Origin of the sequence: Embleya sp. NPDC005575, assembly GCF_040605455.1 — a bacterium.
Lineage (GTDB): Bacteria > Actinomycetota > Actinomycetes > Streptomycetales > Streptomycetaceae > Embleya.
On the sequence record NZ_JBEXCV010000161.1, the window covers coordinates 1 to 19333 of the forward strand.

Consider the following 19333-nt stretch of genomic DNA (forward strand, 5'->3'; position numbering starts at 1 on the left):
CGGGTCGGCCGGCGTGGGCCGACCCGGACGCCATGCTCAGGTCAGGTCGAACCGGTCCAGGTTCATCACCTTGTCCCACGCGGCGACGAAGTCGTGTACGAACTTCTCCTTCGCGTCGTCGCTCGCGTAGACCTCCGCGAGCGCGCGCAGCTCGGAGTTCGAGCCGAAGACGAGGTCGACCCGGCTGCCGGTCCACTTGACCTCGCCGGTGGCGGCGTCGCGACCCTCGAACGTGCTCGCGTCCTCGGAAGTGGCCTTCCACGTCGTGCCCAGGTCGAGCAGGTTGACGAAGAAGTCGTTGGTCAGGACTCCGGGGGTCGCCGTCAAGGCGCCGAGCGGGGACTGCTGGTGGTTCGCGCCCAGGACCCGCAGGCCGCCGACGAGGGCGGTCGCCTCCGGGGCGCTCAGGGTCAGCAGGTTCGCCCGGTCGATCAGCAGGTACTCGGCCGGCAGCCGGTTGCCCTTCCCGAGGTAGTTGCGGAACCCGTCGGCGGCCGGCTCCAGCGCGGTGAAGGACTCCACGTCGGTCAGTTCCTGCGAGGCGTCCACGCGGCCGGCCGTGAACGGGACCTCGACGTCGAAGCCGGCGTCCTTGGCGGCGCGCTCGACCGCGGCGGCACCGGCCAGCACGATCAGGTCGGCCAGCGAGATCCGCTTGCCGTCGGTGCGGTCGGCGTTGAACGCCTCCTGAATCCCCTCCAGGACGCCCAGCACCGCGGCCAGTTCGTCGGGCTCGTTGACCTCCCACCCGATCTGCGGCTGGAGGCGGATGCGCGCACCGTTGGCGCCGCCGCGCTTGTCGCTGCCGCGGAAGGACGAGGCCGACGCCCACGCGGTGGACACGAGCCGGGAGACCGACAGGCCCGAGTCGAGGATCCGACTCTTGAGCGAGGCGATGTCCGCGGCATCGACGAGCTCGTGCGTCACCGCCGGCAGCGGGTCCTGCCACAGCAGCGTCTCGGCGGGGACCTCCGGACCGAGGTAGCGCACGACCGGGCCCATGTCGCGGTGGGTCAGCTTGAACCACGCGCGGGCGAAGGCGTCCGCGAACGCGTCGGGGTTCTCCAGGAAGCGCCGCGAGATCTGCTCGTAGGCCGGGTCGAACCGGAGCGAGAGGTCGGTCGTCAGCATCGTCGGCGCGTGCGTCTTCGACGAGTCGTGCGCGTCGGGCACGGTGCCCGCGCCGCCGCCGTCCTTCGGCCGCCACTGGTGCGCACCGGCCGGGCTCTGGAACAGCTCCCACTCGTGGCCGAACAGAATCTCGAAGAAGCTGTTGTCCCAGGTCACCGGGGTGTTGGTCCAGATGCCCTCAAGCCCGCTGGTGATCGCGTCGCCGCCCTTGCCGGTGCCGAAGGAGCTCTTCCAGCCCAGGCCCTGCTGCTCCAACGGCGAAGCCTCGGGGTCGGGGCCGACACTGTCCGCGGGACCCGCGCCGTGGGTCTTGCCGAAGGTGTGGCCGCCCGCGATCAGGGCGACCGTCTCCTCGTCGTTCATCGCCATCCGGCGGAACGTCTCGCGGATGTCGCGCGCCGCGGCCAGCGGGTCCGGGTTGCCGTTCGGGCCCTCGGGGTTGACGTAGATCAGGCCCATCTGGACCGCGCCGAGCGGGTTCTCCAGATCCCGGTCGCCGGTGTAGCGCTCGTCGCCGAGCCACGTGGTCTCCGGGCCCCAGTACACGTCCTCGTCGGGCTCCCACACGTCCGCCCGACCGCCGCCGAAGCCGAAGGTCTCGAAGCCCATCGACTCCAGGGCGACGTTGCCGGTGAGGACCAGCAGGTCGGCCCAGGACAGGTTGCGGCCGTACTTCTTCTTGACCGGCCACAGCAACCGGCGGGCCTTGTCGAGGCTCGCGTTGTCCGGCCAGCTGTTGAGGGGCGCGAAGCGCTGCTGACCGGCGCCCGCGCCGCCGCGGCCGTCGCTGATCCGGTAGGTGCCGGCGCTGTGCCACGCCATCCGGATCATCAGCGGCCCGTAGTTGCCGAAGTCGGCCGGCCACCAGTCCTGCGAGGTGGTCAGCACCTCGGCGATGTCCCGCTTCACGGTGGCGAGATCGAGGGTGTTGAACGCCTCGGCGTAGTCGAAGTCCTCACCGAAGGGGTTGGCCACGGCCGGGTTCTTGGCAAGGATCTTCAGGTTGAGCCGCTCCGGCCACCACTGGCGGTTGCCGCCGCCCTGGGTCGGGTGCGGGGCGCGTCCGTGTGCGACGGGGCAGCCGCCCTCGCCCTCCGTCTTCGCGTCTACGACGATTGCATCATGGTTCTCAGACATGGGATTCCTTCCGGACCAGGCGGATCACAGTGCTCGGAACTGCGGGTCACGGTGCTGGGGAACTGCGGGCGGTGAAACGGTCGGGGCACCGACCCCGGTCGGCGACGACACGACAGCCCCGGTCGAACCGGGCCGGGCCGCCCGCCGTTTCGAGGCGGTGTACGGGTCGCGCCGTCGGGAGCGGGTGAAGGGTCTCGCGTGCGGCTCGAAGGGGAACGTGATCATGTTCCTCCCATACCCATCGCGCGCCGGGGAGGCGATCACCTCGACGCCGAGGTGGTCACCGTCCGGAACGCTCCGGAGCAGCGCGACGCGGGTGGCCGTCATCCGCAGGCCGGTACCGCGCGGCTTCTCGACGGTGGTGCAGTCACGTCTGCGTCTCCTGCCGTATTGGAGTCTTCACTACCCCTTGGCTGCCGCCGGAACCGATCCTACGATGGACAGAGTCCAAGTCAAGATGCTCGCCAATCCCGCACCCAACCGGAACCCGGACGTCCACCGGTAAACTTCGGTGCCCCACCGAGCCTGAATAGGTGAACCGACATGAGCGACCTGTTGGAACGGCTGCGAGCGCGCGGTTGGCGGATGACCTCCCAGCGGCGTGTCGTTGCGGAGGTCCTGGACGGCGACCACGTGCATCTGACGGCCGACGAGGTACACGCCCGCGCGGCGCGGCGGCTGCCCGAGATCTCCCGGGCGACCGTCTACAACGCCTTGGGCGAGCTGGTCTCGCTCGGCGAGGTCAAGGAGGTCTCCACCGACGGCCGCGCCAAGCGCTACGACCCCAACGCCCACCACCCGCACCAGCACCTGGTGTGCTCCGCCTGCGGAACCGTGCGCGACGTGCACCCGACCGGCAATCCGCTGGCCGACCTCCCGCCGGATCAGCGATTCGGCTTCTCCATCTCCGAGGCCGAGGTCACCTACCGCGGCCTGTGCCCTTCCTGCGCATAGACGCCCGAGGCCGCGGCCCGCCCGTCCGCCGGCCGTTCAGGAGTGCGGGCGGCGCCCCGCCGGCTCGGTGCACCCGCCCCAACGGCCGCGTGCGCCCGGGCGGAGCGGATCGATCAGGAATCGAGAAGCCCGACCACCAGGCCGCAGCCGGCGTGACGGTCACGGCCGGCGCCCGCCCGGTGACCGCCGCTTCGGCGGACGGCGCGCCCCACCCGGACCTCCTCCGCCGGCGCAAGCGCACGAACGCACCGTATGTAGCGTTCGGACCTGATCGGATCGAGCCAGGCGACGCCGGGTGAGGCCGCGAAGGCGTGCCGCCCGAGAGATGGAGACACGATAAGCATGGCCAAGAGAACGGACTCTCGGGCGCCTGCGCCGCACGTTGCCGACAGCCACGATTTGATCCGCGTGCACGGGGCGCGCGTAAACAACCTCAAGGACGTCAGCGTCGAGATCCCCAAGCGTCGGTTGACGGTGTTCACCGGCGTCTCCGGCTCGGGCAAGAGCTCCCTGGTGTTCGGCACGATCGCCGCGGAGTCGCAACGGCTGATCAACGAGACGTACAGCGCCTTCGTGCAGGGCTTCATGCCGACACTGGCGCGCCCGGAGGTCGACGTCCTCGAAGGACTGACCACCGCGATCCTCGTCGACCAGCAGCGCATGGGTGCCGATCCGCGCTCCACGGTCGGCACCGCCACCGACGCCAACGCGATGTTGCGCATCCTGTTCAGCCGACTCGGCAAGCCGCACATCGGTCCGCCCAGCGCGTACGCCTTCAACGTGCCCTCGGTCCGCGCGAGCGGTGCCATCACCGTCGAACGCGGTGCCAAGAAGGCGGTGAAGGCGACCTTCAACCGCACCGGCGGCATGTGTCCGCGCTGCGAGGGCCGGGGCACGGTCTCCGACATCGACCTCACCCAGCTCTACGACGACTCCAAGTCGCTCAACGAGGGCGCGATCACGGTCCCCGGCTACAGCATGGACGGCTGGTACGGCCGCATCTTCGGCGGCTGCGGCTTCTTCTCCCCGGATAAACCGATCCGTGAGTTCACCAGGAAGGAGCTGAACGACCTCCTCCACAAGGAGCCGACCAAGATCAAAGTCGACGGCATCAACCTGACGTACGAGGGTCTGATCCCGAAGATCCGCAAGTCGATGTTGGCCAAGGACGTCGACGCGCTACAGCCGCACATCCGCGCTTTCGTGGAGCGGGCGATGACGTTCACCACCTGCCCCGAGTGCGACGGCACCCGGCTGAGCGAGGGGGCCCGGGCCTCGAAGATCGAGCGGATCAGCATCGCCGACGCGTGCGCGATGCAGATCAGCGACCTGGCCGCGTGGATCCGCGACCTCGACGAGCCGTCGGTGGCACCGCTGCTCGCCACGTTGCGACAGACCCTCGACTCGTTCGTGGAGATCGGACTGGGCTACCTCTCGCTCGACCGGCCCGCGGGCACCCTGTCGGGCGGCGAGGCGCAGCGCGTCAAGATGATCCGCCACCTGGGCTCGTCGCTGACCGACACCACCTACGTCTTCGACGAGCCCACCATCGGGCTGCATCCGCATGACATCCAGCGCATGAACGGCCTGCTGCTGCGGCTGCGGGACAAGGGCAACACGGTGCTCGTCGTGGAGCACAAGCCGGAGACGATCGCGATCGCCGACCACGTGATCGACCTCGGCCCCGGCGCCGGGACGGCGGGCGGCACCATCTGCTTCGAGGGCACCGTCGAGGCACTGCGGACGGGCGGCACCGTCACCGGCCGCCATTTCGACGATCGGGCCGTCCTCAAGGAGAAGGTACGGACACCCTCCGGCGCGCTGGAGATCCGCGCCGCGAGGACGCACAACCTGCGCGACGTGGACGTGGACATCCCGCTCGGGGTGCTGGTCGTCGTCACCGGCGTCGCCGGCTCCGGCAAGAGTTCGCTCGTGAACGGGTCGCTGGTCAAGGATTCGCAGTCCGCCGCGGGCGCGGGCGTGGTGTCGGTCGACCAGAGTGCGATCCGCGGTTCGCGGCGGAGCAACCCGGCGACGTACACCGGACTTCTCGACCCGATCCGCAAGTCGTTCGCGAAGGCCAACGGGGTGAAGCCGGCGCTGTTCAGTGCCAACTCCGAGGGGGCCTGCCCCACCTGCAACGGGGTCGGCGTCGTCTACACCGACCTGGCGATGATGGCCGGCGTCGCGAGCCTGTGCGAGGAGTGCGAGGGGAAGCGGTTCGAGGCGTCGGTGCTGGAGTACCACCTCGGCGGTCGCGACATCAGCGAGGTGCTCGCGATGTCGGTGACCGAGGCCGAGGATTTCTTCGGCTCCGGCGAGGCGCGCACGCCGGCCGCGCACGCCATCCTCGTCCGGCTCGCCGAGGTCGGGCTCGGCTACCTCAGCCTGGGTCAGCCGCTCACCACGCTGTCCGGCGGCGAGCGGCAGCGGCTCAAGCTGGCCACGCACATGGCCGAGAAGGGCGGTGTGTACGTCCTCGACGAGCCGACCACCGGTCTGCACCTCGCCGACGTCGAGCAGTTGCTCGGTCTGCTGGACCGGCTCGTCGACTCCGGCAAGTCGGTCGTCGTCATCGAGCACCACCAAGCGGTCATGGCGCACGCCGACTGGATCATCGACCTCGGCCCGGGCGCCGGTCACGACGGCGGCCGGATCGTCTTCGAGGGCACCCCCGCCGACCTCGTCGCCGACCGCTCCACGCTCACCGGCGAGCACCTGGCGGCCTACGTCGGCGGCTGAGCGATCGGCCGGCCGTGGCGGGCAGGCCGCCCGCGCGCTCGACGCGATGACGTCGGTCTCGTACGGCCCCGAGGCGATCGTCTCGGGGCCGGGTCCGGCGGACGGGGTCGTCGGCCCACTCGTCTCGCGCATCCCCTCCCCGGCCTCGACCGACCCCGCCCTCCCACGCTGCGCGCCGCGATCGGGCCGACCCGGGCAGGGGATCATGGGTGCATGCGTTCCGTTCCCATTCCCGACACCGCCGCCTATCTCGCCGGACACTGGTCCATCGACCGCACCGTGGTCGACGAGCGCTCCGGCGCGCGGGGCACCTTCATCGGTACCGCGGTGTTCCGACGGGTCGACGACGAGCTGCTCGAAGCCGAGTCCGGTGAGTTCGTCTGGGGCGGGATCGCCAACCGGGCGAGCCGCACCCACCGGCTGGTCCCGCAGGCCGACGGCACGGCCGAGGTGCTCTTCGCCGACGGCAGGCCCTTCCACCATCTCGACCTGCGCACCGGCCACTGGAGCACCGGGCACCCGTGCGCCGCCGACCGCTACGACGGGGAGTTCACCGTCGTGTCGCCGGACGAGTGGCACCTGCGGTGGCGGGTGGAAGGTCCGGCGAAGACACAGGTGCTGACGTCCGTCTACCGACGTCGGCACTGACCGTACGCCCGCCCGCGGTTCGTACGGCGACGACGTCGCGGATCGCGGCGCGTGCGGTTTCGGTCGCCTGCCGCAACGGGGCTTCGGCCGCCGGTGCCTGCCAACGGCGCACGGTGCGACACGCGCCTTCGGTGTCGATGTGCAACCAGCAACCCCTGTCGAGTTGCTCGACGCCGGACCACACCCTGCGCGTGCACGGGGGTCGGGGCGTCCCGGGGGCCAACAGGCGCGGTGCCAAGGCCTCTTCGTCCGGGTGCGCCCCGACGAGATCGGCGAGCCGCCGCGGCCGGTCCGCCGCCACGGTCACTCCGGCGATCCGGGCGTAAAAGATCTGTCGGGTGCCGGCCGGGGCGCCCTGGGCGCGGATGCGGCCGTCGATCGAGGCGAGCAGGTGGATGCTGCCCGGGAGGATGCGGGCCAGTTCGTCCAGGTCGTGCGCTGACCGGGCACCGGCCAGGACGCGGGTCGCGGCGGCGACGTCGAGCCGGGTGTGCCCGAACAGCACGAGGCGACGCGTGCCGGCGACCACCGTGGTGATGTCCTCGTTGGACCAGTGCCCCACGAGCCAGGGCCGGCCCGAGGCGTGCCCGACGCACCGCAACGGTGATCCGGCGTTCGCGATGGTGATCGGGGCCGACACGGACGCGTCCGGAAGGATCAGAAAATCCATGGCCTACTCCCAGGCGTGGTGATGCGGTGCGGTGATCCGGGTGCGGTGTCCGCACGGCGTGCGGCGCCGGTGGTGCGCAGGCGCAGCAAGCGCCTCGAAGACGTCGACGAAATCGACATCCCCTTCCCGTTTGGACCCCCGCCACGCTAGGCCGACCCCGGTCCCGAACACCTGGGTTCCCGGTCCCAACCGGGTCCCACCCCGGTCCGGGACACCCACCGCGGCGAGGGCCGGCGGATCGAAGGCGTCGGTCGCCAGTCTGGCCGGTCAGGGACGGGAGGCGGGGGTCGGCGAGGAAGGCGATCGTTTCGGCGATGTCGCGCGGTGTGGATTCGGCGAAGACCGCGTCGGGGAGCCCGAGATCGCCGCCGCGTCGACCGCGCTGTGTGCCGGGCCCGGTTTCCGGGCCGGCGACTTGGTGTGATCGGGCGCGGCGCGGCGGACATGAAGGGCGGTATCGCCGCGGCGGTCGAGATCTTCAGCCCGAACAGCATCTACGGGCGCTGGGGTTGGCGCGGCCTGCTCTCCTACGCGCTGGGCGTCGCGGCCCTGGTGCCGTTCATGGTCACCGGCTTCTACACCGGGCTCATGGTCGACACCCTCGACGGCGCCGACATCGCCTTCGTCGTCGCACTCCTGGTCTGGGGGCGGCCTACCGGCTGACGACCCGGCGCCTCGACCTTACCCCGAGCAACAGGCCATCGAACCAAGCAAGTTGCACCTCGACGGCACAAACACACGGTCATCCGTTCCAAACCCCGCGTCAGCGGATGACCCCCGCGGGTCGACGCCCCGCATCCACGGTGCAGTCCTCGGCCCGGCACACCCGCCGGGTGATCACCGTCGCGGTGGGGGCGGTGAGCAGCGTGCCGACGAATCCGTCCGCAACCGCTTCGACCTCCACGCGACGCGTCGCACCCGTCAGCCGCTCAACACCCGCCACCACCACCGCGCATCCAGGCGGTGCTGCCGATAGCCCGATCACCGGCCTCGGCCCGATCCCTCTCGCCACCCCCCGAGACCCGCAACAGGTCCCGAGGTCCCTCATCGGCGTCCCGGCGGCCGAACGAGAGCACCACCGACAACGCGATCGCACCCAGCAGCAGCACCCCGACGGCGATCAATACCACCGCTTCCATGTCAACTCCCCCTCCACAAAGGGCACTACGCCCTCCCTGTCAATCTTCCGCCGCACCGGATCCCTCGAACGCCGCGCCATCTGAACATTCGGTGAACAAATGTGAGAGACACGAGGCCCACTGAGCCGGTTGTCGACGGTTCGGCTCCGCGGCGGGCGGGTGGGGCTCCGGGCGTGGTGGCAGCGCGGCGGCGACCCGAGTCGTGGCCGCGCTGCCGGGGAGGGGTGTCGGGGTCAGCCCTCGGCGGGGAGTTCGTAGACGTGGTCCGGGGTGACGATGGAGGTGATCGCGCGGGCGAACAGGGTGCTCGGCTCGTAGCCGTCGTGCAGAATGTCGGTGTTGAGCAGGATCACCATGGTCGCGTCCTGCTCCGGCAGATACATCGTCACGCTCTCGTAGCCCGGCAGCGAGCCGTTGTGCCCGATCCAACCGTGGGTCTGGAACAGGCCCAGGCCATACCCGGCACCGTCGAAACCGGGTACCGGGATGCGCGCCGGGCAACAGCGCGTCGACGAGTCGGCACGCTGTTGCCCGGCGCGCGGTCAGTTCTCGGTGTCGGCCGCGTGCAGCAGGGACCGTACCCTCCCGTCGGCGCCGAAGCGGTATTGCAGGGCCCACTCGCAGAATTCCCGGGTCGTGTCGTCGGGATGATCGCGCATCGCCTCCAGCAGTTCCTCGGACGGATCCGTTCGCCCTGCGCGGCGGTCCTGCGCCGTGAACGTCAACAGGTAGGCCAGTGCCCTGGAGACCGGATAAAACCGCGGGTCGCCCCTGGTGACATCGCCAGTGGCAAGTTCCCGCAGGATCACGGCCGTTCCGGCGCGGACGGTTTTGAGGTTACCGCGGTCCCGCGCGCCGAATCCGGCCCCGAAACAATCCCCTATGGCGAACAGGACGGCGTGCATCTCGGTGATCCGGGCGTCCGTCGGCCCGGCCGCCAGTTTCGCGTGCGCCTCCTTGCATGCCTGGACCAGGATCTGCGCCACGGTGTTGTCCCGGCGCTGAAGAAATCCGATGGCGAACAGCGCCCGGACCCGTAACCAGGACTGCTCCTTCTCGCGTTCGAGCACGTGTTCCAGCGCGTGCACGACGGCCCCGGTCCACCCACCCGACAGCAGGGCGTCGACCGCCCGCCGCCGTTGCACCACGGCGTTCTGCAGGAGCAGGTGCATGAACAGGGCCTTGGTGGGTTGCAGGATGCGCTCGGGAATCTCCTGGGAGTCCAGCGAATCGGCTGCGGCCCGCACGATGGCGAACCAGGATTCGTCCTCGGGGTCGGGTGTCGGCCACGAGTTGCAGACCGGCGTCCCGGCATCGAGGACGGACTCCAGGGTGGCCGCCGTCCAGCGCAGACCTCCCGCCGCGTCCGTGCTCGCCGTCTGCGAGCGGAACCACCGCACCAGGTCCCGTAGTTCGGTCTCGATTTCGCGGACGCGTCGAGCCTGCGCGTCGTCGTGGGAACGGCGCGGATTGTGGACGAGGGTGCGTTGCCACAGGCCCAGCGCGGCGGTTCCGCGTTCCCTGGTCGTGGACCCCGAATCGGTCGCCCGCGCGATCAGCAGGTCCCGCACCCAGTCGTCCTCGGGTGGTGACCACGACTCGGGGATCACGACAGCGAGTTCCAGGTCCAGGGAACGTCCCGGGCACACGCTCCTGCGCCGGAGTTCGTCGGCGTCCTTGAGGAGCCGGATCACCCAGCCCTTGAGATGCGAGCTGGAGGTAAGGTTGTCCTCGCACAGGTGGACCAGTTGGGTGAGCACCCGCCAGTGCCGAAAGCCCAGGGGCGACGTGCGCAGTCCGCCGCCGATGAGGTCGCCGAGATCGGCGTCGTACGCGTACTTGGTGAGGCTGCCCAGCAATACCAGCGCGTCGATGTTGCGCGGTGTGGGAGGGGCGCCTCCGATCAACGCGAGTCGTTCGGCGATCGCATGGATCTTCCTCTTGTACTTCTGCCGCAGTTCCGAGGACGAACGTCTGGCGTGGTCGACGGGCATGAACAGGGACAACAGGGCCGACGCCTGGACCAGCACAGCGAATTCGGTATCCGCGTCATCCTGCAGGATCTCCCACGTCCACCCGGCCGGAAGGTGCGCCGGCAGGCTGTCGTTCCGGGCGAGTCCGCGCAACCGGATGCCGAGCGAGTTCAGCCCGCCCAGGGATTCGGTGTCGGGGGCCAGCGCGACGATGGCCCGGTCGAGGTTGCGCAGCCAGTCGCCGGTCAGCGCCACCGGTTCCCGGCCGGTCGGCCGGTTCGGGGACGCCCCGTTCGCGGTCGGGCCGCGCAGGCTGCCGGTGACCTTCGCCGGCGCGCTGCCGGCCCCGCGGGCCACCGCGTTCTGCGAGATTCCATAACGCTCCAGCCGTGCCAACTGCGCGGCGAGCGCGTAGCGCATCAACTGCCCCACGTCGTCGATGTCGTCGACGCGATGCCGAATGCGTTCGTCGCCGGGCCGGGCGGCATCACGGTCGACGCCCTCTACGGCCGTGCGTTCTCCGGGGTTCATTCCGAAACGCTAACAGCGCTGTTACCGCTGCGCACCACACATGTCGGCAAGCATGCCAAGCCTGTTACCCGTTCCCATCGGAACCGTCCTGACCTGCACAAACGACTTCACACGGCGATCCGGACAGGCTTGTCGGGCCGACGCGAGGCCGCCCAGGATGAGGAACGGAAGCGCAGCCTCGGCTCACCGAGACGACCCATGGAGCGAACATGCCGGAGATCTCCTCCGCCCCCGCCGACGCCGGCTCGCCGGTCCCGCGAATGCCGCAGGTGCCGGACGCCCCCGATGTGCACGACCAACCGGTCGACGAGGCCGCTCGGTTCGAGACCGTCGGGTCCCAATGGCGCGGCGCCCTCTGCGCGTTCGGCTACATCGGCCTCGCCCGGACGGCACAGGCCGAGTTCGACCTCGACGGCGTCGCCGCTGCTCTCCCCTTGTACGCGGTATCCGTGGCGGCGGCCGGCCTGACCGACGGTCTCGGCCGCCGCCTCACCGATCGACTCGCCCGCCGCGGCCTCGTCGTCCCGCGCGCGTGCCGCGCGATCGGCAGGCTGCTCGCCGCTTGCGTCCCGCCCACAGCGGTCCTCCCGTGGCTCGACCCGCAGCCCTTGATCGGCGCCACGACGCTGCCGCCGGCCCCGAGCCCGGCCCCGGCCGGTGAGGCTCTCGGGCGCCGATCGCCCGTCCCCGAACGGCTGCCGAATGTCGTGCCGCCGCGCAGGCACCACCTTCGCCGCCGGCGGCCCCGGACGTCGGCGAGCCGACCCGCCGGGTCGCCTCTCCGGCAGGCAACCGACACCGCGCCGTGCTCGCTCGCGTCCCCGACGAACGAGGCACTGCCGTACGAGAGTTCATGGTGAAAGGCACGCGCACGGCTGCCGGCTCACCCCGCCCCGGCCCACGCCCCGCGGTGCATCCGCTCTCAGCAGATCCGCTCTGGGCAGATCGGCTTGGCGTCGCCGTGTGCGGCGGCCCAGGGTGGAGACATGAGCAATGAAACGAAACCCCCGCTGTTCCAAGAACACACGCGGCGCGAACTGTACGGGCAGCGCGTCCTGGTCCTCGACGGCCCGTTGGACGACGACAACGGCACGTTGCTCGCCACGCAATTGCTCACGCTGGCGGGGGAGGACCCCACCGCGGACATCGCGTTGTGGATTCACTCGCCCGGCGGGTCGGTGCCGTCGATGCTCGCGATCCGCGATGTCATGCGGCTCATCCCGTGCGACGTGTCCACTTTGGTGCTCGGCATCGCCTACAGCGCGGGCCAGTTCCTGCTCTCGTCGGGCGAGCCGGGAAAGCGCCGGGCGCTACCGCACGCGCGGGTGCTCATGCACCAGGGCTCCGCCGGTATCGCCGGGACCGCCGTCGACATCGAGTTGCAGGCCAACGACCTTCGGCACACCCGCGACACGGTGCTCGGCCTGATCGCGGAGGATACCGGCCAGCCCATCGAACGGGTCTTCGAGGACTCGCTGCACGACCGCTGGTACACCGCACAGGAGGCCCTCGACTACGGCTTCATCGATGCCATCGTCCAGAAGTTCGACGAGATCGCCCCACGCGGTGCTCGCCGTGTCGCCAAGAACGCCGGATTCCAGGGGGCCTCGGCATGAGTACCTACGCCATTCCGAACGTCATCACCCGCAACTCCCGCGGCGAACGCATCATGGACGTGTATTCGCACCTGCTCGCGGAGCGCGTCGTCTATCTGGGGACGGCCATCGACGCGGGCGTCGCCAACGCGCTCGTGGCGCAGTTGTTGTTCCTGGAGGCGGACAACCACGAACAGGACATCCAGTTCTACATCAACTGCGAGGGCGGCGACCCCAGCGCCATGCTGGCGGTGTACGACACGATGCGCTACGTGCGTTCGGAGGTTGCCACCACGTGCGTGGGCCAAGCCGTCGCGGTGGGCGCCGTGCTGCTGGCCGCGGGTGCACCCGGCAAGCGCGCCGCGCTGCCCCACGCGCGGGTGGTGCTGCATCAGCCCGCCGCGCAGGGACGCGGTACGATCCCGGACCTGATCCTGCAGGCGGACGAGGTGGTACGCGTGCGCGCGGACATCGAAAAGATCCTCTCCCGGCACACCGGCCAAAGCACGGCCACCCTGCGTGCGGACACCGACCACGACCGGGTCTTCACCGCGGCGGCGGCGAAGGAGTACGGACTCGTCGACGTCGTGCTCGAAGAACGGTGACGCACCCCGACCGGCGCGCCACCGCCGTTCCCGGTCGTCGTGCCGTCACGCCGCCAAGGCGAGAGCGGCTCGGCAAACCGCGGTGGAACGGCCCATCGGGCGCACACTCTTCAGGTTTTCGCTGACCGCGAGCGTCAGATCGACCAGGGTCACGTCCAGCGCGCCGGCCATCGCCGCGATCATCTCGCTCGACGGCTCCTTGATGCCGCGCTCCACCTCGGAGAGGTACTGCGGCGAAACGCCGGCGCGGCCCGCCGTCTCGACGAGCGTCTCGCTCCGTTCGTGGCGAAGCGACCGCAGGTGTTCACCGAGCACGTCCCGCCACAGCGGCTCACGACTCGGCGCGCTCGATCGGCGTGACGCGGGCGCGGGCGCGGGTTTCCGCGCGGGCGCCGGTGCAGGCGCGGGCGACGCCGGTGCGGCGTGCCCGTTGTCGTCGGTACGGTGCGAAAGCGATGGGGCGGTCTCGGCCATGCCTCATGGTAGGCCGCCCCCCGCGTTCTTTCCCCGTTGTCCGCCCGCAGCGGAATCCGGCACGACATCGGGGTGATGGATCCGAAGAGGTGTTGGTCCAGTCCTTTGAACGCCCATGCCGCACGCTGGATCGGGCCGAGGCCGCGCCTGCCCTGTCCGAGCAGGCGGCGGACCCGGCCGCCGGGTTGCGGCTCACGTGCCGGCCAGCGCCTCGGTCGGGGTCAGCCGGGACGCCCGGATCGAGGGGTAGACACCGGCCACCATGCCCACCAGGACCGCGCCGCCGAAGCCCGCCGCGACGGAGGCCGGCGAAACCACCGCGGGCCAGCGTTGGAACCAGGCGTAGCCGATGGTCGCGGATACTCCCAGGGCCGTGCCGGCGAGGCCGCCCAGGGCGGACAGGGCGATGGACTCGGTGAGGAACTGCCCGCGGATCTGACCGCGGTTGGCGCCCAGGGCGCGGCGCAGGCCGATTTCCTTGCGGCGTTCCAGGACCGAGATGAACATCGTGTTGGCCACCCCGATACCGCCGACCAGGAGGGCGACGCCGGCGAGTCCCAGGAACAGTGCGGAAAACGTACTCTCGGTCGCGCGTTTCGCGGCCAGGGCGTCGGAGGGGCGGCTGACCTGGACCAGGCCGGGAAGCGCCGGGTTGACGGTTTGCGCCAGGACCGCGCGCACGGACTCGATGGCCGATTCGGCGGTGCGGACGTAGACGACGGTGGGATGGCCGTCGAAGCCCAGGCTCGTGCGCGCGGCCTCCCAGCCGACCAGGACAGCCCGGTCGATGTCGGGAGCCAGCGGGGCCGGCGCGAGGATGCCGACGACGGTGAACCAGCGGTTGCCGATGACGACCTGAGGTGGCGCCTGGCCCGGCGTCAACGTGTCGAAGCCGAGTCGGAGGCCGGCCTCGTGGCCGAGGACGACGGTCGGGAAGCGTTCGGTGACCGCGTCGAGGAAGCGTCCGGAACGGACCTTGCCGTGGATGGCTTCGAGAAGGTTGGGTCGGCTCGCCAACACCGCCAGCCCCGAGCCGTCGTTCGGATCGACCCGGTCCGAACGACGCACCACCGCATGGGTGTTCGCGACCGCGCTGGTGAGCGTGACCGGGCCGATTCGGGCGGCCATCGCGTCGGCGGCCTCGGGCAGCAGTACCGGGGGCTTTTGATCCGGCTGCGGTTCGGCGCGCAGCGTATCGGTGCCCAGCGCGGAGAGTTCGTTCATCAACGCCTTCTGGCTCGACGCCGGAATCCCGATGACGATGATCATCGTCGCGATGCCGATCGAGATGCCGAGGGCGGACAGCGCCGCGCGCATCTTGCGGGTGCGGATTCCGAGCAGGCCGAGCCGCAGGATGTCGGCCGGGGCCAGCCGCACGGGTCGGGTCGGATCGGTCGCGGCCGCCGCTCGCACCGAGCGCGCGCGACGGCTCACGAGTGGCCCCCCAATCCTGCGGCCGGCACGGGTGCGACCGGTGCCACGGGTGACACAGGTGCCGCGTCTCCGGGCCTCTCCGACGCCTCGACCTCTTCGCATCTCGCGGACCCGTTCGACGCGTCGAACCCATCGAAACTCACGGCCACTTCGACCGATTCGGCCAGCTCGGCCTCCGACTGCCGCGTGTCTTTGACCAGTCGGCCGTCGCGGATCTCCACGCGGCGCGGCAGCCCGGCGGCGATGTCCCGGTCGTGCGTGATGATCGCGATCGTGGCTCCTTCGGCGTTCAGCTGATGCAACAACTCCAGGACCGCCTGCCCGTTCGCCGTGTCCAGGGCGCCGGTGGGCTCGTCGGCCAGGACGAGGGCGGGCGCGTTGACCAACGCCCTTGCGATCGCGACGCGTTGGCGTTCGCCGCCGGAGAGTTCGTTGGGCCGATGTCCGGCTCGGCGGGCCAGGCCGACCCGGCCGAGCGCCTGCACCGCGAGTGGCAGGCGGCGGCGGCGCGGAACGCCCGCGTACAGCAGCCCGGTCGCGACGTTCTCCGCGGCGGTGAGCCCGTCGGTGAGGTGGAACTGTTGGAACACGAAGCCGAGCAGGCGTCCGCGCAGTGCGGAGAGCCGGCGGTCGGACAGGGTACCGACGTCGTGGCCCAGGATCGACACCGTACCCGCGGTCGGAGTGTCCAACGTGCCCATCAGGTTGAGCAGGGTGGACTTGCCCGAGCCGGACGGGCCGACGATGCCCACGAGTTCGCCGGCCGCGATCGCGAGCGACACGTCGTCGAGGGCCTTGACACCGCCCGGATATGCCTTGCTCGCGTGTACGACCTCCAGGACCGGACTCACGACGTGGTCACCACCCGCAGGCCCGGCTCCAGGCCGCTGCCTTCGACCTCGACCATGCCCTTGACGAACAGGCCGGTCTTGACCGCCATCAGGCGGCCGACGGGGAGTTGCACGGCGTACCCGCCTTCGCGGAGCGCGACCAGCGCGCCGATCGGCACGACCAGGACACCCTTTCGGGTCTCGGTGGCGAAGCGGACCTGGACGCCGGCCGCGTCGAGGTTCTTCACCGCGGCGGGATCGTCGGGGGTGACGGTAACGGTCATCTTCGCCCCGCCGACGTCCGGACCCGACGCACCCATTCCGGCGTCCTTGCGCTCGGCGGTGCGACCGATCCCGGACACCGTGCCCCGGGTCTCGGTGTTGTCCGGGAGGACGACGGTCACGGGGGTGTCCACCGCGATCGAGCCGATGTCGGCCGCGGCAACGGGCACGCTGACCGCCTTGGCGGTCGGCGTGATGGTCATCACCGGTGCGAGCGATGCGTCGTCGCCGAGCCCGGCGGACAGCGCACCCACCCGGATCTCGCCGGACAACACGGTGACATCGCCGACCTCCAGGACGCCGGTCTGCGAAGTCCCCAACGCTTTCTGCCACTTCTTGACCGCCGCGGACAGGGCGGGAGTCCAGGTCGCCTCGCCGGTCGGCACGCCGGCGGGTTGGCTGCCGATGTCGTAGCCGAGTGCCTTGAGGTTGTCCGCGACCACCCGCACGTCGCGGCCTTGCGGGGGCTTGGCGGCGTCCTTCTTCACGGTTTCCTGCTTGGCGGTGTCCTGCTTGGCGGTGTCCTGCTTCGGATCGCTCTGTTTGGGATCGGACTGCTTGGAATCCGGCTGCTTGGAATCCGACTTCCCGTCCGTGCCGCCGCCCGCCGCGTCCCCTTCCGCCCTTCCCAGCGCACGGAACATCGGGGTCGTCCCATAGAAGAGCGAGACCGGCCGATCGTCCAGGCGGTAGAGCGGCTTGCCGCGGGTGATCGTGTCGCCGCTCTTGGGCAACCACGTCAAGATGCCCTTGCGGCCGGCCTTGAGCGGCTGTTCGGTCCCGAACCCGAGCGTGCCCGGCAGATCGCGGGCGTCGGACAGGTCGGTCCTGGTCACCGTCGCCGTCGCGACGCCGGCCGACTTCTTCGCGGAACCCTTCGACCCGCTGCCACGACTGGTGACGGCGAACGCCGCGACCGCGCCGAGGACCAATACCACGACGACGATCAGCACGACCCGGCGCCCGGCTCGCGCGCGCCGCGGGTCGCGGAACTCGACGGTGCCGGCGCCCCCGTCGTCAGCGCTTGCCACCGAAGGCCTCCATCTTGCATTCCTGTTCGATCCTGCGGTGCTGCTCGTTGGTCAACGTCGATTCGCCCGTGAAGGTCCATCCGTCGGCGATGACCTTGACCTTCATGCCCTTCGCGTTCATGCACTTGACCCAGTCGCGCATGTCGTCGTCGTACTTCGGGTTCGTCTTGCGGTCCATCTCCGGCGCCATCAACGGCATCTTGATCTCGCATTCCTTGAACTCGCGCGCGTACCTCTTGGTGCGCGCAATCTCGCCTTCCACGGATCCGGTCTGCCGGGTGTCGACGCCCTTGGCCGTCAGACACGCCTCGTACGTGGCCCACATGCGCTTCTCTTCCTCCTCCGACGTGTCCAGGCGGCGCTGGGGTCGGCCGGCGGTCGGCGCCTGGGACGTGTCGGCGCTCGTGGCGGGCGGCGCACCCACCTGTCCGCCCGAGGCACCGGGCGCCGCCGGCTGCTCCTTGCCCGCCGTGTCGGATGTGGGAAGCGAGGCGACCTGCGAGGAGGGCTTCTCGGAGTCGCCGCCACCACATGCCGTCAGCACGAGCAGAGCCGCCAGGGCGACGGCGGACAAGGCGGCCGAACGGGAAGCGCGGACGGGCGAAAGCAACGGTTCGATTCGAGACATGGCCGAGATGCTGCCGTCCGGATGTCAGGAACCTGTCAGGTCGAGGTCAGGATGGGATCGGAATCGGGACGACCTGGGCCCGATGGCGATCGGACCAGGTCACGGCACCTAGCATCGACGCCATGTGCGCGCACGTATTGGTGGCCGAGGACGACGAGAAGCAGGCCCGATTGGTCCGCCTGTACCTGGAGCGCGAGGGTCACGTGGTCACCGTCGTGCACGACGGGCGGGACGCGATCGACACGGCCCGTACCAAGCGACCCGACATCCTGGTCCTGGACGTGATGATGCCGCGCGTCGACGGTCTGGATGTCACGCGCGTGCTGCGCCGCGAGAGCGAGCTGCCGATTCTGATGCTCACCGCGCGCTCGACCGAGGACGATCTGCTGCTCGGCCTGGACCTGGGTGCGGACGACTACCTGACCAAGCCGTACAGCCCCCGCGAGCTGATGGCTCGCGTGCGCACGCTGCTGCGCCGAACCGGGCGACCGGCCGGTCCGCCGGACCCGGTCCTGCGGATCGGCGAGCTCTCGGTGGATCCGGTACGGCACGAGGTGGCCGTCGCCGGGCGCCGCGTGGACTGTACGCCCGGCGAGTTCCGAATCCTGGAGGCACTGGTCACCGAGCCGGGTCGGGTGTACACGCGGCAACAGTTGCTCGAACAGGCGCACGGGTTCGACCGGTATGTGACCACCCGCACGGTCGACGTGCACATCATGAACCTGCGCCGGAAGATCGAGGCCGACCCGCGGCGCCCGGCGTATCTGCTGACGGTGTTCGGCGTCGGCTACAAGATCGGCGAGCCGGGTCCGGACGCCCGTGGGGAGCGCGACGGTGGCGCGTAGGGTCCCGCTGCACCGGAGTCTGCTCGTCCGGCTGCTCGCCTCCTCGATCCTGGTCGCGGCATGCGCGGTGGCGGCCACCGCATGGCTGGCCGCGCAGACCACCGAGGGGGCCATCCGCGAGGGGCAGAGCCGGGTCTTGGCCGACGACACCCGGATCTACCGCACGTTGTCGACGTACGCGGCAACGCATCCGCAGTGGGCCGGCGTCGAACCGGTCCTGCGCGAGTTGTCCCGGGAGACCGGCCGACGGATCGCGCTGACCACACGCGAAGGCGCGCCGATCGCGGAATCGGACGCGGGGCCGGCGTCGCCGCCACCGTTCAGCCGCCCGTCGGCCGTCGTCGACCCGCTCGCGGTCGACGCGGCCCTGGTGCCCACCACCGGATCCGACCGCATCGATCCCGAGGCGGTGGGGCCGTTCCGGCTCACGGACGCCGAGCGGGCACAATCGCGCCGTGACGCCGACGTGGCGGTGCAGTGCCTGCGTACGGCGGGCCGCTCCGGTGACATCACGCAGCGGCCGAACGGGCGCTCGGTCGTCACGATCGTGGGCGGAGCCACCGCGACCGGCGAATCCACCGGCCCCGGCGTGATCGCGACTGTGCCGGGTCCGACAGCCCATCCCGACGGCGCCCCGGGCCCCCGCCCGCGGGCATCGCGGAGCCCGAGCGTGGTGTCCGAAGC

At 70.5% G+C, this 19333-nt stretch carries 19 protein-coding genes and 2 pseudogenes; 11 read left to right on the forward strand and 10 right to left on the reverse strand.

What is annotated here, in order from left to right; all coding sequences use genetic code 11:
- Positions 1–36 precede the first annotated feature (36 nt).
- Positions 37–2268 carry a catalase/peroxidase HPI gene (gene katG, locus ABZS54_RS35255; RefSeq protein ID WP_355545669.1) on the reverse strand — a complete coding sequence of 744 codons (2232 nt, stop codon included), beginning with the start codon at positions 2266–2268 and terminating at the stop codon, positions 37–39.
- A 543-nt stretch (positions 2269–2811) separates the two neighbouring features.
- On the opposite strand from katG, the gene ABZS54_RS35260 reads away from it, so the two are divergent.
- The 6 genes from ABZS54_RS35260 (at position 2812) to ABZS54_RS35285 (ending at position 7945) form a co-directional block, all read left to right on the forward strand.
- Positions 2812–3222 (forward strand): Fur family transcriptional regulator, encoded by a 411-nt coding sequence (locus ABZS54_RS35260; protein WP_355545671.1) that lies wholly within the window; start codon positions 2812–2814, stop codon positions 3220–3222.
- Between the two features lie 342 nt (positions 3223–3564).
- Positions 3565–5964 (forward strand): excinuclease ABC subunit UvrA, encoded by a 2400-nt coding sequence (locus ABZS54_RS35265; protein WP_355545673.1) that lies wholly within the window; start codon positions 3565–3567, stop codon positions 5962–5964.
- 213 nt (positions 5965–6177) lie between these two features.
- A complete protein-coding gene (locus ABZS54_RS35270; protein WP_355545675.1) occupies positions 6178–6612 on the forward strand; it encodes a DUF6314 family protein in 435 nt (144 codons plus the stop codon).
- A gap of 253 nt (positions 6613–6865) precedes the next feature.
- On the forward strand, positions 6866–7054 hold the full coding sequence (locus ABZS54_RS35275) for a hypothetical protein (RefSeq protein WP_355545677.1): 189 nt from the start codon (positions 6866–6868) through the stop codon (positions 7052–7054).
- A 73-nt stretch (positions 7055–7127) separates the two neighbouring features.
- Complete coding sequence (locus ABZS54_RS35280) at positions 7128–7304, forward strand: hypothetical protein (RefSeq protein ID WP_355545679.1); 177 nt, start codon at positions 7128–7130, stop codon at positions 7302–7304.
- A gap of 422 nt (positions 7305–7726) precedes the next feature.
- On the forward strand, positions 7727–7945 hold the full coding sequence (locus ABZS54_RS35285) for a hypothetical protein (protein ID WP_355545681.1): 219 nt from the start codon (positions 7727–7729) through the stop codon (positions 7943–7945).
- Positions 7946–8045: 100 nt separating this feature from the next.
- Here the strand turns inward: ABZS54_RS35285 and ABZS54_RS35290 are convergent, their stop codons facing one another.
- From ABZS54_RS35290 to ABZS54_RS35305, 4 genes and pseudogenes are all read right to left on the reverse strand, one after another.
- Entirely contained in the window at positions 8046–8186 is a 141-nt protein-coding gene (locus ABZS54_RS35290; RefSeq protein WP_355545683.1) for a hypothetical protein, read from the reverse strand.
- A 25-nt stretch (positions 8187–8211) separates the two neighbouring features.
- Positions 8212–8421 (reverse strand): hypothetical protein, encoded by a 210-nt coding sequence (locus tag ABZS54_RS35295; RefSeq protein ID WP_355545685.1) that lies wholly within the window; start codon positions 8419–8421, stop codon positions 8212–8214.
- Between the two features lie 233 nt (positions 8422–8654).
- A pseudogene (locus ABZS54_RS35300) lies at positions 8655–8888 on the reverse strand (serine hydrolase); the annotation flags it as partial.
- 75 nt (positions 8889–8963) lie between these two features.
- Positions 8964–10925 carry a hypothetical protein gene (locus ABZS54_RS35305; protein WP_355545687.1) on the reverse strand — a complete coding sequence of 654 codons (1962 nt, stop codon included), beginning with the start codon at positions 10923–10925 and terminating at the stop codon, positions 8964–8966.
- A 209-nt stretch (positions 10926–11134) separates the two neighbouring features.
- On the opposite strand from ABZS54_RS35305, the gene ABZS54_RS35310 reads away from it, so the two are divergent.
- The 3 genes from ABZS54_RS35310 to ABZS54_RS35320 all read left to right on the forward strand — a co-directional run bounded on the left by ABZS54_RS35310 (position 11135) and on the right by ABZS54_RS35320 (position 13125).
- Positions 11135–11785 (forward strand): hypothetical protein, encoded by a 651-nt coding sequence (locus ABZS54_RS35310; protein ID WP_355545689.1) that lies wholly within the window; start codon positions 11135–11137, stop codon positions 11783–11785.
- Positions 11786–11911: 126 nt separating this feature from the next.
- Positions 11912–12541, forward strand: a complete 630-nt coding sequence (locus ABZS54_RS35315; RefSeq protein WP_355545691.1) for an ATP-dependent Clp protease proteolytic subunit — start codon at positions 11912–11914, stop codon at positions 12539–12541.
- A complete protein-coding gene (locus ABZS54_RS35320) occupies positions 12538–13125 on the forward strand; it encodes an ATP-dependent Clp protease proteolytic subunit (RefSeq protein ID WP_355545693.1) in 588 nt (195 codons plus the stop codon). The genes ABZS54_RS35315 and ABZS54_RS35320 overlap by 4 nt, the downstream gene beginning before the upstream one ends.
- A 45-nt stretch (positions 13126–13170) precedes the next feature.
- Here ABZS54_RS35320 and ABZS54_RS35325 read toward each other — a convergent pair whose 3' ends face one another.
- From ABZS54_RS35325 to ABZS54_RS35345, 5 genes are all read right to left on the reverse strand, one after another.
- On the reverse strand, positions 13171–13599 hold the full coding sequence (locus ABZS54_RS35325; protein ID WP_355545695.1) for a helix-turn-helix transcriptional regulator: 429 nt from the start codon (positions 13597–13599) through the stop codon (positions 13171–13173).
- Positions 13600–13791: 192 nt separating this feature from the next.
- Positions 13792–15033, reverse strand: a complete 1242-nt coding sequence (locus ABZS54_RS35330) for an ABC transporter permease (protein ID WP_355545697.1) — start codon at positions 15031–15033, stop codon at positions 13792–13794.
- Positions 15030–15884 (reverse strand): ABC transporter ATP-binding protein, encoded by an 855-nt coding sequence (locus tag ABZS54_RS35335; protein WP_355545699.1) that lies wholly within the window; start codon positions 15882–15884, stop codon positions 15030–15032. Before ABZS54_RS35335 ends, ABZS54_RS35330 begins: the two co-directional genes overlap by 4 nt.
- Positions 15881–17176: a peptidoglycan-binding protein gene (locus tag ABZS54_RS35340; RefSeq protein ID WP_355545701.1), complete on the reverse strand. Its 1296-nt coding sequence runs from the start codon at positions 17174–17176 to the stop codon at positions 15881–15883. Before ABZS54_RS35340 ends, ABZS54_RS35335 begins: the two co-directional genes overlap by 4 nt.
- Positions 17163–17804 carry a hypothetical protein gene (locus tag ABZS54_RS35345; RefSeq protein WP_355545703.1) on the reverse strand — a complete coding sequence of 214 codons (642 nt, stop codon included), beginning with the start codon at positions 17802–17804 and terminating at the stop codon, positions 17163–17165. Before ABZS54_RS35345 ends, ABZS54_RS35340 begins: the two co-directional genes overlap by 14 nt.
- 122 nt (positions 17805–17926) lie before the next feature.
- Between ABZS54_RS35345 and ABZS54_RS35350 the strand changes: the two genes are divergently transcribed.
- Both ABZS54_RS35350 and ABZS54_RS35355 read left to right on the forward strand, forming a co-directional pair.
- Positions 17927–18649, forward strand: a complete 723-nt coding sequence (locus tag ABZS54_RS35350; protein WP_355545705.1) for a response regulator transcription factor — start codon at positions 17927–17929, stop codon at positions 18647–18649.
- Positions 18639–19333: pseudogene (locus ABZS54_RS35355) on the forward strand (two-component sensor histidine kinase); the annotation flags it as partial. The gene ABZS54_RS35350 and the pseudogene ABZS54_RS35355, both read left to right, overlap by 11 nt.

Bases quoted from the DNA above. Each gene is read 5' to 3' on its own strand.
- ABZS54_RS35345 (WP_355545703.1), bottom strand. From the start codon at position 17,804: ATGTCTCGAATCGAACCGTTGCTTTCGCCCGTCCGCGCTTCCCGTTCG.
- ABZS54_RS35350 (WP_355545705.1), top strand. From the start codon at position 17,927: ATGTGCGCGCACGTATTGGTGGCCGAGGACGACGAGAAGCAGGCCCGA.
- ABZS54_RS35320 (WP_355545693.1), top strand. From the start codon at position 12,538: ATGAGTACCTACGCCATTCCGAACGTCATCACCCGCAACTCCCGCGGC.
- ABZS54_RS35305 (WP_355545687.1), bottom strand. From the start codon at position 10,925: ATGAACCCCGGAGAACGCACGGCCGTAGAGGGCGTCGACCGTGATGCC.
- ABZS54_RS35315 (WP_355545691.1), top strand. From the start codon at position 11,912: ATGAGCAATGAAACGAAACCCCCGCTGTTCCAAGAACACACGCGGCGC.
- ABZS54_RS35270 (WP_355545675.1), top strand. From the start codon at position 6,178: ATGCGTTCCGTTCCCATTCCCGACACCGCCGCCTATCTCGCCGGACAC.
- ABZS54_RS35325 (WP_355545695.1), bottom strand. From the start codon at position 13,599: ATGGCCGAGACCGCCCCATCGCTTTCGCACCGTACCGACGACAACGGG.
- ABZS54_RS35295 (WP_355545685.1), bottom strand. From the start codon at position 8,421: ATGGAAGCGGTGGTATTGATCGCCGTCGGGGTGCTGCTGCTGGGTGCG.
- ABZS54_RS35260 (WP_355545671.1), top strand. From the start codon at position 2,812: ATGAGCGACCTGTTGGAACGGCTGCGAGCGCGCGGTTGGCGGATGACC.
- ABZS54_RS35265 (WP_355545673.1), top strand. From the start codon at position 3,565: ATGGCCAAGAGAACGGACTCTCGGGCGCCTGCGCCGCACGTTGCCGAC.
- ABZS54_RS35285 (WP_355545681.1), top strand. From the start codon at position 7,727: ATGAAGGGCGGTATCGCCGCGGCGGTCGAGATCTTCAGCCCGAACAGC.
- ABZS54_RS35310 (WP_355545689.1), top strand. From the start codon at position 11,135: ATGCCGGAGATCTCCTCCGCCCCCGCCGACGCCGGCTCGCCGGTCCCG.
- katG (WP_355545669.1), bottom strand. From the start codon at position 2,268: ATGTCTGAGAACCATGATGCAATCGTCGTAGACGCGAAGACGGAGGGC.